Consider the following 12,972-nt stretch of genomic DNA (forward strand, 5'->3'; position numbering starts at 1 on the left):
ACAGGAGAGAGACAATGAAGAAACTGCTCGCATCCACCGCCGTCATGCTGGCGCTATCGCTGCCCGCCCTGGCGCAGGACTACACCCCCGATCCGGCCGCCAAGGCCGGTGGGTCGATCACCATCACCTACAAGGACGACGTGGCCACGCTTGACCCCGCCATCGGCTATGACTGGCAAAACTGGTCGATGATCAAGTCGCTGTTCGACGGGCTGATGGACTATGTCCCCGGCACGACCGAGCTGCGCCCGGGTCTGGCGGAAAGCTACGAGATCTCGCCGGACGGCCTGACCTACACCTTCAAGCTGCGCGCCGGCGTCAAGTTCCACAACGGCCGTGAGATGACCGCCGAGGATGTGAAATACTCGCTGGACCGCGTGACCAATCCCGCCACCCAGTCGCCCGGCGCGGGGTTCTTCGGGGCCATCGCGGGGTTTGACGCGGCAGGCGAGGGCGGGCTTTCCGGCGTCGAAGTTGTCGATCCGCTGACGGTGAAGATCACCCTCTCGCGCCCCGACGCAACCTTCCTGCATGTCATGGCGCTGAACTTCGCCTCGGTCGTGCCGAAGGAAGCGGTGGACGAAGCGGGCGCTGACTTCGGCAAGAAGCCGGTCGGCACCGGGGCCTTCAAGCTGGCGGAATGGACGCTGGGCCAGCGCCTGGTGTTCGAGAAGAACGCCGACTACTGGCGCGCCGGGGTTCCGTTCCTGGACTCGGTGGTGTTCGAGGTCGGGCAAGAGCCGGTCGTCGCCCTTCTGCGCCTGCAGAACGGCGAAGTTGACGTGCCCGGCGACGGCATCCCGCCCGCCAAGTTCACCGAGGTGATGGGCGACCCGGCCCAGGCCGCGCGCGTGGTGCAGGGCGGCCAACTCCACACCGGCTATATCACCCTGAACGTCGGCATCGCGCCCTTCGACAAGCTTGAGGTTCGCAAGGCCGTCAACATGGCGATCAACAAGGAGCGGATCACCCAGATCATCAACGGCCGCGCGGTTCCGGCGACCCAGCCGCTGCCGCCGTCGATGCCCGGCTATACCGAGGGCTACGCGGGCTATGCCTACGATCCCGAAGGTGCAAAGGCCCTGCTGGCCGAAGCGGGCCTGGCTGACGGGTTCGAGACTGACCTCTACGTGATGAACACCGACCCGAACCCGCGCATCGCGCAAGCCATCCAGCAGGACCTTGCGGCCATCGGGATCACCGCGAATATCCAGAACCTCGCCCAGGCCAACGTGATCGAGGCCGGCGGCGCGGGCACGGCCCCGATGATCTGGTCCGGCGGCATGGGCTGGATCGCCGACTTCCCCGATCCGTCCAACTTCTACGGCCCGATCCTTGGTTGCGCGGGCGCGGCGGAAGGCGGCTGGAACTGGTCCAAGTTCTGCGACGAGGCGCTGGATGCCAAGGCCATCGAGGCCGACAGCATGTTCGACCCGGCCCAGGCCGCGGACCGGCTGAAGCTGTGGTCCGATGTCTATGTCGGCGTGATGGAACAGGCCCCCTGGATCCCGGTCTTCAACGAGGAACGCTACACGATGAAGTCGGAACGCATGGGCGGTGAGGATGCGCTGTACGTCGATCCGGTCTCGATCCCGGTCAACTACGACTACGTCTGGGTCAAGCAGTAATGTGCAAGGCCTGCGACTACACGATCCACGGCGCGCAGCACCATTTCGGCTGGGACAATACCCTGCCGCCGGCGCTGCGCGTCGCACCGGGCTCGACCATCGAGTTCCACTGTCACGACTCTTCGGCGGGCCAGCTTGGCCCGTCGTCGACGCTGCAAAGCGTGATCGACCTCGATTTCGGCAAGATCAACCCGGTCTCCGGCCCGATCTACGTTGACGGCGCCAAGCCGGGCGACGTGCTGAAGGTGACGCTGGAGGGGTTCCAGCCCAAGGTGTTCGACGGCAAGGGCTTTGGCTGGACGGCGAACATCCCGGGCTTCGGGTTGCTTGCTGACCAGTTCAAGGACCCGGCCCTGTGCCTGTGGTCCTATGACCCGACCAGCATGGCGCCCGCGATGTGGGGGGCGTCCGCCCGTGTGCCGCTGAAGCCCTTCTCGGGCACCATCGGCAATGCCCCGGCCGAGACGGGCCACCACTCCGTCGTGCCGCCCCGGCGGGTCGGTGGCAATCTTGACATCCGCGACCTGACGGCGGGCGTCACGCTTTACCTGCCGGTCGAGGTGGAGGGGGCCCTGTTCAGCGTGGGCGACACCCATGCCGCGCAAGGCGACGGCGAGGTCTGCGGGACGGCCATCGAAAGCCCGATGAACGTGGTCCTCACGCTGGACCTGGTGAAGAACCAGCCGCTGAAGTCCCCGCGCTTCACGACGCCGGGGCCGGTGACGCGGCATCTGGATGCCAAGGGCTATGAGGCGACCACGGGCATCGGGCCGGACCTGATGACGGCGGCCAGGGACGCAGTGTCGGGAATGATCGATCTTCTGACCCGTCAGCAGGGCATCTCGGCCGTGGACGCCTACATGCTCTGTTCGGTCTGCGGCGATCTGCGGATTTCCGAGATCGTCGACATGCCGAATTGGGTCGTCAGCTTCTACTTCCCCCGGGTCGTTTTCGAATGACCCTTGCGGAACCCCTGCCAATCCCCGGGGCGGCCACCGCCCCGGAGCCTGTCTTGCGGGTCGAGGGGCTGTGCGTGTCCGCTCGCACCGAACAGGGGTTGAAACCCCTGGTGCAGGACTTGTCCTTCACTCTTGCCAAGGGCGAGACCCTGGCCATCGCCGGGGAAAGCGGGTCGGGCAAGTCGATCACCTCGCTTGCGATCATGGGCCTTCTGCCGCAGCCGGCCGTCAGGGTGACCGGCGGGGGCATCCATTTTGGCGGGCAGGACCTGACCGGCCTTTCCGAACCGTCCCTCCGCAGCATACGCGGCGACCGGATCGCGATGATCTTTCAAGAGCCGATGACCAGCCTCAACCCGGTGATGACCATCGGCGCCCAACTGGCCGAGGCGATCCGCGCGCATGAAACCGTGGGCCGCCCCGAGGCACGCAAGCGGGCCGTCGAGGCGTTGCGCGCCGTCCGGCTGTCGGAACCCGAAAAGCGGATGGGCCAGTATCCGCATGAGCTTTCCGGCGGCATGCGCCAGCGCGTGATGATCGCCATGGCGCTGGCCCTGCGGCCCGAGGTGCTGATCGCCGACGAGCCGACCACCGCGCTGGACGTGACCGTACAGCGCGAGGTGCTGGACCTTCTGCGCGACCTGCAGCGTGACCTCGGGACCGCGATCATCCTGATCACGCATGACATGGGCGTGGTGGCCGAGATGGCGGACCGGGTTATCGTGATGCGTCAGGGCCGCCAGGTCGAGACGGCGGCCACCGCCGAGATCTTCCACCGGCCGCAGGCGGACTATACCCGCGCGCTTCTCGCCGCCGTGCCGCGCATGGGGCGGGGGACGGCGCGTCCGCCGGTGACCGGCGCGCCGATTGCTCGACTAAGCGACGTGGTGGTCCGCTACCCCCTGCGCGGCGGGCTCCTTGGCGGTGTCACGGCCAATGTCCACGCCGTGGAACACGTCAGCTTCGACATCCGCAAGGGCGAGACCTTCGCGCTGGTCGGTGAATCCGGCTGCGGCAAGTCGACGATCGCCAAGGCGCTGGTCGGGCTGGCGCCGCATCAGGGCCGGATCGAGATCGCGGGGCAGGCGATGGCGGGGCCGGACCCTGCCGGGCTGAAGGCGATGCGGCGGCGGGTGCAGATGGTGTTCCAGGACCCGATGGCCGCGCTGAACCCGCGGATGCGGGTGGGAGAGCTGATTGCGGAACCGCTGCTGATCCACGGGATCGGGGACGCGGCCAGCCAGCGCGACCGGGCGGCCGACCTGATGGCCCGCGTCGGGCTGGAGGCGGCGCAGCTGGACCGGTATCCGCACGAATTCTCGGGCGGGCAGCGGCAGCGGATCTGCATCGCGCGGGCGCTGGCCTTGCAGCCGGACCTGATCATCGCCGATGAAAGCGTCTCTGCGCTGGATGTGTCGGTGCAGGCCCGGGTGCTGGAGCTGTTGCGGGCCCTGCAGGCGGAGTTCGGGATGTCCTACCTTTTCATCAGCCACGACATGGCGGTGGTCGAGAATATCTCGGACCGGGTGGCGGTGATGTATCTGGGGCAGGTTGTCGAGATGGGGACGCGGGGGCAGATCTTCGGGAACCCGCAGCACCCCTATACCCGCCGGCTGATCGAGGCGGTGCCGGTGCCCGATCCGGGCCACCAGCGGCCGGGCGGGGTCCGGCTGTCCGGTGAGGTGCCGTCCCCGATCCACGCGCCGGGCAAGGGGCCGCAGCGGGTCGCGCTGCGGGATGTGGGAGAGGGGCATCTGGTGGCCGAGGGGACAGGTTGAGGCGGTCACCGCGCTTCGTCTGTCCACGGTGGACAAAAATGGAGTATCTTGCAAAACCAATGGCTTGCGGGATTCCATTTACTCTTGCTTAATCTGTGGCCCCAAGGCCGAAACGGGCTCGGCTCAGGTGGCGGCTGGTGGCCGTTGGCGCGGGTTTGGCGTGGTGCCCGATGACGGGCAGCGAAGGATGGGCGACGCATTGGGATGGCCCGTCCACTGGGTGATGCGGGCTGTCGATGCAAGGGGCTACGCCCGCGTTATCGGCGCCTTGGTCGGTGCGCGCCGGAGAGTCAACACACGGTCGGCTGGTGGCCGTTGACGCGGGTTTGGCGGGGCGCCTGATGACGGGCAGCGAAGGATTAGCGACGCATTGGGATGGCCGGTCCTGAGGGTGATGCGGGCTGTCGATGCAAGGGGCTGCACCCCGTTGCCGCGTTGGTCGGTGTGGGCCGGGTTACCGGTGCGGGGGCGTGCTGCACCCGTGTTATGGCGCGCAGGTTGGTGCGCGCCGGCCTGTGGCGGCGGTCACAAGTGCAAGGTCAACGCAGGCGCTGGCCGGTGGGGTCGAAAAGGTAGAGGGCGGCGGTCCCGAACCCGGCGGTGAAGGGTTGGCCGGGGGAGAGGGTGCGGCCGCCGGTCACAAGTGCGGTGACGAGTTCGGCAGAGCCGGGCGCGCGGGCGTGGACCAGGGTTTCGGAACCCAGATGCTCGACCACCTCGATGACCAGATCAAGCGACTGGGCGCCGGTCGCGCTGATCGCCTGGGGCCGCAGGCCAAGATGCAGGGGGACGCCTTCGGCCGGAAGCGCCGCGAGGGGTGGCAGGGGAACGCTCTGACCGCCGCAGCCGGGCAGGACCAGCCGGTCGCCCTGGCGCGTGGCGGCCAAGAGGTTCATCTTCGGGCTGCCGATGAAGCCCGCAACGAAGAGGTTGTCGGGGGCGTCGTAAAGCTGCAGCGGGCTGCCCACCTGTTCCACCCGCCCGTCGCGCAGGACGACGATCTGGGTGGCCAGGGTCATCGCCTCGACCTGGTCATGGGTGACGTAGACGATCGTGGTTCCAAGCTGCCGGTGCAGGCGGGCGAGTTCCAGGCGCATGTGGACGCGCAACTCGGCATCAAGGTTCGAGAGCGGCTCGTCGAACAGGAAGAGTTTCGGCTGTTTCACGATGGCGCGGCCGATGGCGACGCGCTGGCGCTGGCCGCCGGAAAGCTGGGCGGGCTTGCGGTCGAGAAGGCTGTCGAGTTGCAGGATGCGCGCGGCCTCGGCCACCTTGGCCGCGACCTCGGGTTCGGGGCGGCGGGCGCTGCGCAGGGCGAAGGCGATGTTGTCGCGCACGGTCATGTGCGGGTAAAGCGCATAGCTTTGGAACACCATGGCCAGGTCGCGGTCCCAGGCGGGCACCTGGGTCACGTCGCGTCCGCCAACCAGGATGCGGCCGGCGCTGGCTTCCTCCAGCCCCGCGATCAGGCGCAGAAGGGTGGACTTGCCGCAGCCAGAGGGGCCGACAAAGACGCAGAAGGCGCCGTCCGGGACAGACAGCGAGACGTCATGCGTGACGCTGTGGCCGCCAATACGTTTCGACAGGTGTTCCAGCCTGAGATCGGCCATGTGCTATCCCTTTACCGCGCCTGCGACCATCGAGCCGGTGATCCGGCGATACATGACCAGCCCCAGAACCAGGGGCGGAAGGGCCGCCACCACCATGACAGCGGCGGCCAGGCCCCATTGCACGCCCCCGCCCGAGGTGGCGAAGAAGAAGGAGGCGCCGACGGTCATCGGCACCGCCTCACGCGTGGTCAGCATCAGGCCGAAGAGGAACTCGTTCCAGGCGGTGATGAAGCCAAAGACGAAGGTGGTGATCAGCGCCGGGCGGCAGAGCGGCAGGACCACGCGGAGGAGGAGGCGCCCGGTGCGGGCGCCGTCCATATGGGCGGCCTCTTCTATCTCGGCCGGGATTTCGGCGACGGCGTTGACCAGCAGGAGGAGGGCCAGCGGCAGGTTGACGATGGCCAGGATCAGGCCAAGGCCCAGCCGGGTGTCCAGAAGGCCCGCGACGCTGAACATCATGTAAAGCGGGATCGCGAAGATGATCAGCGGCAGGGCGCGCAGGTTGACGACCAGCGGGAAAAGGACGCCCCGTCCGACCCCGCGCCGCACCATGGCCCAGGCCAGCGGGAAGGCCACCAGCATCGGCAGCACCGCCCCGATCAGCGCCGCGACGGTCGAGTTCCAGAGGTAATGGTAGACGTTCAGCCGGTCGCTGACGGTCAGGACGGTGGCGAAATTCTCCAGCGTCGGGGCCTGCACCCAGAGCGAGGGGTTGCGGCTGACCTCTCCCGCCCCCTTGAAGGCGGTGATCAGGGTGGCGATGACGGGGAAGTTCAGGATGAAGGCCGCAAAGGCAAAGACGATCCAGCGGAGGGTCATGCGGGGCTTCATCGCGCGGCCTTTCGGGTCAGGCGCTGGGCCAGGGCAAGGGCGAGGAAGGCGGTGACGAACAAGAGGATGGCTGCGGCCATGGCCTTGCCGATCTCGCCCCGGCGGAGGAAGGTTTCGTAGATGTAGATCGACATCGAGGTGGTCGACCCCCCCGGCCCCGCGCCGACCAGGGTGTAGATGTTGTCAAAGACCCGGAACCCGTCGATGAAGCGGATGAACAGCGCGACCCAGACGGTCGGCAGCATCAGCGGCAGTTCGATCGTCCAGAACCGGCGCCAGGGACGGGTGCCGTCGACGGCGGCGGCTTCGCGCAGATCCTCGGGGATCGACTGGTATGCGGTGAGGAACAGCAGGAAGGCGAAGGGGGTCCATTGCAAGGTCTCGGCCACGACGACGGTCTTGAAGACATGCGCGGGGCTGAGGAAGGCGGGGGACCAGCCAAGCCATTGATAAAGGTAGTGCGGCAGGGGGCCGGCAAATTCGTGCAGGACCAGGCGGTACATCAGGCCCATCATCGCGGGGGCGACGATCATCGGGATGATCAGGATCGCCACGGTCCAGCCGTGCAGGCGGACAAGCGGGGCCAGGTAGACGGCGAGGGCGAGGCCAAGCGCGCATTGCAGGACGGCGGTGATCGCGCCGAAGCGCAGCGAGAACCAGGCGGCTTGCCAGAAGGTCGGGTCGGCCAGCACCTGGCGAAAGTTCGCAAGGCCCGAGAATTCGGGGCTGGTCAGGGTCTGGAAGCTGGTGTCGGAGACGCCGTAGACCAGGGCAAGCACGGTGGGAAAGCCCAGGATCGCCAGCAGGAACAGCACCAGCGGCGCGGCGAGGATGGCGTTTTCGCGTCGGTTGGTCATCCGGGCCTCGGGTTCGGGGGCGCGGGCGGATCGGGGCCGCCCGCGCCTTTCGGGGTTACTTCAGAAGATCGGCCATCGCGGTGGCGGCGTTCTTCAGGGCGGTGTCGAGGTCCTGGGTGCCGGCCCAATAGCCCGTGAACTCTTTCGCCTGGGCCTCATAGACCGACAGCGCCTTTTCCGAGGTGCCGCCGTTCATCACGAAGCCATAGGTCGAGGCGTATTCGCCCACCTGCACCAGATCGGGCCGGTCGGTGGCCAGCTTGGCCGCCGTCTCTGCCGCAAGACCGGGCGCGCCGCCGGCCTTGGCATAGGCGAGGGCCGCCTCTTCGGTCGAGAGCCATTGCAGGAAGGCAATCGCGCCCTCCTTGTTCTCGGCCGCCTTGTTCAGGCCAAGGCCGAGGCCGTGGATATGGGTGAACTTGCCGTCCGGGCCTGCGGGGGGCGCGGTGGTGCCGGTGGCGGCCTGGGCGGCCGTCAACTCACCCGCCGCGGCGTTCCACTGCACCATCGCCGCGACCTGGCCCGCGGCATAGGCCGCGTTCGCCTCGGCATATTCATATGAGGTGGAGTCGGGCGGGGTCGCGCCAAGGTCAAACAGCATCTTGACCTGGGACAGCGCGGTGCGGAACGCCTCGGAGTCGACGGTGATGGTGCCGGCGTCGTCCATCCAGTTGCCGCCATAGCTGCGCGGCCAGGAGTGGAACACCATCATGTTGAACAAAAGGTTCTTGGCCTGGATCACCGTGCCATAGCGCGTCGGGCTGTCGGGGTTGACCGATTGGCTGAAGTACAGCGCATTGGCGACGAAATCCTCCCACGTCCAGTCGGCGGGGGCCTTGGGTTCCATCGCCTTGCCCAGGTGCTGCTGGGAAATCTCGGCATATCTGGCCTTGGCGGCGTCGTCGGCCATCAGCGCGTCGGTCAGGTCCAGGCGGAAGTAGAGAAAGTGCAGCGACAGGTCGGTCGGGACGCCATATTGCTGGCCGTCGAACTGCATGGTCTTGAGAACCGTGTCGCCAAAGACCGCGCCGGCCTGGTCGGACAGGGTGATCGGCTCCATGTAAGGGGCGTAGCGGCCGATGGAGTAGGTTGCAATCAGGTTCACGTCGAAGGCGGTGCTACCGGCCGCGAGGTCCACTTGGAGCTTGTCGAAAAAGCCGTCGCGCGAGGTGAACAGAAGCTCGACCTTGTTCTCTTCGGCGAGGTCGGGTTGGGCGTTGTAGACCTCGGTCACGGCGCGCAGCGCGGTTTCCTCGGGGCCGCCGGGCCAGCCAAGGACGGTGACCTCGGCCTGGGCGAGGCCGGAAAGCAGGGATAGCGCCGCCGCTGTGGCGAGAAGGTGCATCTTGCGGGTCATGGGGTCTCCTCTCTGTTGGGTTGTCTTTTTCTGGCTAGATCGGCAATCCCGATCACGCCGGCATCCCTGCCAAGCGCGGCCGGTCGCAGGGTCGGGCGCACCAGCGGCTGGAACTGCGCCACCGCCTGCGCCACCCGGTCAAGATAACCGGGTGCAAGGCCCACGCCACCGCCGATCACGGTATAGCGCGGGTCGAACATCAGTTGCAGGTCGTGGCACAGCCGCGCCACCCGCCGGGCCGAGGTTTCGATCACCGCATCCGCCCGGGTATCCCCGGCAGCGGCGGCGGCAAAGACCGCGCGGGCGTCGGGGGCAAGACCCAGACGCGCGCCTTCGGCCGCGATGAAACGGCCCGAGGCGCCGTCCTCGAATCGGGTTTCGGGGCCTTCGGGCAGGGGCAGGACCTGGCCGAAATGGCCCGCGACGCCGCCCCTGCCTTGCAGAAGCCGGCCGTTGGCCACCACGCCGCCACCGACCCCGGTCGAGACGGTGAGGAACACCATATCCTTGCCTTCGCCCGTGCCATGGGCGTATTCGCCCCAGGCTGCGGCCTGCGCGTCGTTGGCCAGCGCCACCGGCACGCCAACCGCGGCTTGCGCGGCGTCCTGCAGGGGAAAGCGGCCGTCAAAGGCCAGAGTGCCGGGGTTCAGCGCGCGCCAGTGCCGGTCCTTCACCAGGCCCGTCACGGTGATCCCGGCGCTGTCGAACTGTCCGGTCCAGGGCTGGGCAAGGGCGGCCATCTGGCGAACCCAGGCCTCGGGGCCTGCCGCGCGGTCGGTTGCGGCTTCCACTCGGTCGATGACCCGTGCGCCTTCGACCAGCGCGACAAGAAGCTTCGTCCCGCCAAGGTCCACGGCCAGGGTGCGCTGGCCTGACGGGGCGAGCGGTTGGGCGTGGGCCATCGCCTCGACGAACCAGCCGGTGACATGTTCGGTGCGCGTGATGGCCGAGCCTGCGACCACCGCATCGGCCCCGGCCCCGATGGCGCGGGCGGCAAGGGCGGGCAGGTGATAGCGCCCTTCGGCCACGACGAAACCGCCGGTCCGGCGCAGGGCCTGCACCAGATGCAGGTCGGGCGCGTCGGGCACCGGGCCGCCGGTATAGCCCGACATGGTGGAGCCGAGGATTTCCACGCCAAGGGCATGGGCCGCGACCCCGTCTTCGGGGAAGGCGCAGTCGGCCATGGCCAGTCTGCCCGCCGCATGGATCGCGGCCACCAGGTCGGCGCGGGGCACGGGGCGGTCGCGGTCGGTGGCGTCGAAGGCGATGATGTCGGCCCCGGCGTCGGCCAGCGCCTGCACGTCCTGAAGAAGGGGGGTGATGCGGACGAAGCTGTCGGTCAGGTCGCGCTTGATCAGGCCGATCACCGGGGCGTCGGTCTGCCGGCGCACGGCGCGCAGGTTTTCCGCACCCTCGATCCGCAGGCCCGCCGCGCCCCCGGCAAGTGCGGCCATGGCGAAGGCGGCCACGATCTCGGGCCGGTCCATCGGGCCGCCGGGCACGGGCTGGCAGGATACGATCAGCCCGCCGCGCAATCTGTCGAGTAGTCCGGCCATGATTCCCTCCGCCATCCGAGGGTGGCTGGGGGCGAACTGGTATGCAAGAAAAACCAACTGGTATGCACCATCAGCGTCCCAAGTCGGTGAGGAAGTCGTAAAGCGCTCCGTTGTAGCGGGTTTCGGTGAATTCGACCGCGCGGCCGTCGGCCAGGGCGCAGCGGCGTTCAATGATAAGCAGCGGCGCGCCGGGCTCGGCCTCCAGCAGTTCAGCCTCGACCGGGGACATCAGGCCGGCGCGGATGCGTTGCGCGCCCCGGACCGGGGCCACGCCAAGCGCGCGCATGGTGGCGTAGAGTGAGGCTTCGACCATCTCGCCCGAGGGCAGGATTGCCTGGGGGAGGGTGGCGCGTTCGATCGCCAGGGGGCGGCCGTCGGCGGTGCGGATGCGGATCAGGCGAACCACGGGGTCGGTGGCGGAAAGGCCAAGGGCCATCGCCTCGCTAGGGGTGGGAAGCACGGTTTTCCGGGAAATCCAGCGGTGGCCGGGGATGCTGCCGCGCGCGGCGAGTTCGTCGGAAAAGCCGGTGACGGTGGAAAGCGCCTTTTCCACCCGCTCGGCCACGCGGGTCTGGGCGCCCTGCTGGCGGCGCAGGCGGCCTTCGCGGGCCAGAAGCTCCAGCGCGCGGCGCAGGGTGACGCGGCTGATGCCAAGGGCGGCGGACAGGTGCCGCTCGCTGGGCAGGGTCTGGCCGGCGCCGACCTCGCCCGTCGCAAGCGCATCGGTCAGCACGGCGGCAAGGCGCTGGTAGAGCGGCTGGTCGGGGGCCGGCTCGGCCAGGGCGGCGCGGATCCGGTCGATCAGGGGATCATCGGCCATTCGGGGTCCGGTCTGTAACTGGTAGATACCAGATTAGCCAGCCGCGGCCCGCCTGGCAAGCCGCTTTGGCGCGGCCTCAGGGCGGTTGGCGGCCGCGACGGGCTGCACCGATGACTGCGGTGGGGGCAGTCCAAGGCGGGCGCGGGTCACGCGCCAGCGGGCCTATGGACGGTCGTGACCGGCGAAGCGTCCCTGACCCGGTGCGGCAGGCCGTCAGAGCCAGGCCCGGATCGCAAAGGCCGCAGTCATGCCGAAACCGATGGTCGCGATCAGCCCGCGCAGGACGGGTCGCGGGATCCGCCGTGCCAGCGGTGCCCCGGCATAACCGCCGAGGGTCGAGGCCACCATCATCAGCGCCGCCTGAGGCCATGCCACCAGCCCCGCCACGGCAAAGGCCGCGACTGAAATGGCCGACAGGACAAAGGACAGCCCGGTCTTCAGCCCGTTCATCTGATGCAGGTCACGCATCCCCCACAGCGCGAACAGGGCCAGCAGCATGATGCCCAATCCGCCGTTGAAATAGCCGCCATACAGGCTGACCAGCAGCAGACCGGCAAGGCCCAGGGCCCCGTCGCCGGTTCCCGCTGCGGTGCCCTGTCTGGCCAGCCGGTCGCCGAAGAGGAACAGCAGCGTGGCAAACAGCAGCAGGCCCGGAACGATCCGCGAGAACGCCTCGTTCGAGGAGACCATGAGCAGAAGCGAACCGGCAAGCCCCCCCACAAGTGTCACCGCCGAGAGCCGCACCATCTGTCGCAGGGGCACGCGGGCCAGCTCGGCCCGGAACCCGATGGCGCCGGCAAGGTAACCCGGAAAGACCGCCACCGCGCTGGTCGCGTTGGCCACGACCGGAGGCACCCCCGCCAGCACCAGGGCCGGGAAGGTCAGGAACGTGCCGCCGCCCGCCACGGTGTTCATCACCCCTGCCGCAAAGGCGGCAAGGCCCAGCATCGCAGCCTCGGCCAAGGTCACGATGCCACTCCGTCCCGGGCTGTCGCAGGCGGGGCGGCATGGTCCACCGCAAGGACGGTCAGGGTCCGGGTTTCGCCGCTGCGGGTTTCCCAGGGGAAGCTGGCGCCGATCTTCAGGCCCAGAAGCGCAACCCCGATCGGGGTCAGGACCGAGGCGCGTCCTGCCTCGATGTCGGCCGCTTCGGGCCAGACAAGCTGGGCCGTCTGCACGCGGCCGGTGGCCTCGTCCCGCCAGGTCACGCGGCTGCCGATTGCGGCGACATCCGCGGGCACACGCGCGGCGGGCAGGATGCGGGCGCGGGCCAGTTCTTCAAGAAGGCCTTCTGCAAGCGCCGGCGCCTTTGCGGAAGCGCCTTCGACGAGGGCTTCCAGACGGGTGACGGTTTCCTGGGCGATGGTGATCTGTGGGCGACGGGGTTTCGACATGAGGGGAACTCCTGCGGGCGGCCGGGCAATCGGCGGTGCCGGGAATGAAGGACGGTATCTGGCTGAAATCCCCGGGCGCTGTCCTGATCGACCCGCGCGAGCGCCCGGGGCCTAGGAGCGGCCGTGCGACGTGTCGGTCCTTGACCGGTCTTTGCAAGATGGGATCAGGATTTCCATCCGGG

11 protein-coding genes are annotated in these 12,972 nt (G+C 68.4%); 3 read left to right on the plus strand and 8 right to left on the minus strand.

Annotated elements, in window-relative coordinates:
- Positions 1-14 precede the first annotated feature (14 nt).
- From CXR42_RS00850 to CXR42_RS00860, 3 genes are read left to right on the plus strand one after another with little or no spacing between them, the layout of a single operon-like run.
- Positions 15-1,628, plus strand: a complete 1,614-nt coding sequence (locus CXR42_RS00850) for an ABC transporter substrate-binding protein (protein ID WP_103255631.1) — start codon at positions 15-17, stop codon at positions 1,626-1,628.
- Complete coding sequence (locus CXR42_RS00855; RefSeq protein WP_103255632.1) at positions 1,628-2,587, plus strand: acetamidase/formamidase family protein; 960 nt, start codon at positions 1,628-1,630, stop codon at positions 2,585-2,587. Before CXR42_RS00850 ends, CXR42_RS00855 begins: the two co-directional genes overlap by 1 nt.
- Complete coding sequence (locus CXR42_RS00860) at positions 2,584-4,365, plus strand: ABC transporter ATP-binding protein (RefSeq protein ID WP_103255633.1); 1,782 nt, start codon at positions 2,584-2,586, stop codon at positions 4,363-4,365. Before CXR42_RS00855 ends, CXR42_RS00860 begins: the two co-directional genes overlap by 4 nt.
- A 539-nt stretch (positions 4,366-4,904) precedes the next feature.
- On the opposite strand, the gene CXR42_RS00865 is transcribed toward CXR42_RS00860, so the two are convergent.
- The 8 genes from CXR42_RS00865 to rnk form a co-directional block, all read right to left on the minus strand.
- Positions 4,905-5,975, minus strand: a complete 1,071-nt coding sequence (locus tag CXR42_RS00865) for an ABC transporter ATP-binding protein (RefSeq protein WP_103255634.1) — start codon at positions 5,973-5,975, stop codon at positions 4,905-4,907.
- Between the two features lie 3 nt (positions 5,976-5,978).
- Positions 5,979-6,794: a carbohydrate ABC transporter permease gene (locus CXR42_RS00870; RefSeq protein WP_103256957.1), complete on the minus strand. Its 816-nt coding sequence runs from the start codon at positions 6,792-6,794 to the stop codon at positions 5,979-5,981.
- Between the two features lie 8 nt (positions 6,795-6,802).
- Entirely contained in the window at positions 6,803-7,663 is an 861-nt protein-coding gene (locus tag CXR42_RS00875) for a carbohydrate ABC transporter permease (RefSeq protein WP_103255635.1), read from the minus strand.
- Positions 7,664-7,718: 55 nt separating this feature from the next.
- Positions 7,719-9,020 (minus strand): extracellular solute-binding protein, encoded by a 1,302-nt coding sequence (locus CXR42_RS00880; RefSeq protein WP_103255636.1) that lies wholly within the window; start codon positions 9,018-9,020, stop codon positions 7,719-7,721.
- Entirely contained in the window at positions 9,017-10,576 is a 1,560-nt protein-coding gene (locus CXR42_RS00885; protein WP_103256958.1) for a putative N-acetylmannosamine-6-phosphate 2-epimerase, read from the minus strand. The genes CXR42_RS00880 and CXR42_RS00885 overlap by 4 nt, the downstream gene beginning before the upstream one ends.
- A 70-nt stretch (positions 10,577-10,646) precedes the next feature.
- A complete protein-coding gene (locus CXR42_RS00890) occupies positions 10,647-11,396 on the minus strand; it encodes a GntR family transcriptional regulator (RefSeq protein WP_103255637.1) in 750 nt (249 codons plus the stop codon).
- A 213-nt stretch (positions 11,397-11,609) separates the two neighbouring features.
- Positions 11,610-12,365 carry a sulfite exporter TauE/SafE family protein gene (locus CXR42_RS00895; protein ID WP_245875312.1) on the minus strand — a complete coding sequence of 252 codons (756 nt, stop codon included), beginning with the start codon at positions 12,363-12,365 and terminating at the stop codon, positions 11,610-11,612.
- A complete protein-coding gene (gene rnk / locus CXR42_RS00900) occupies positions 12,362-12,790 on the minus strand; it encodes a nucleoside diphosphate kinase regulator (RefSeq protein WP_103255638.1) in 429 nt (142 codons plus the stop codon). The genes CXR42_RS00895 and rnk overlap by 4 nt, the downstream gene beginning before the upstream one ends.
- Between the last annotated feature and the right edge of the window lie 182 nt (positions 12,791-12,972).

Origin of the sequence: Tabrizicola aquatica (assembly GCF_002900975.1) — a bacterium.
GTDB lineage: Bacteria > Pseudomonadota > Alphaproteobacteria > Rhodobacterales > Rhodobacteraceae > Tabrizicola > Tabrizicola aquatica.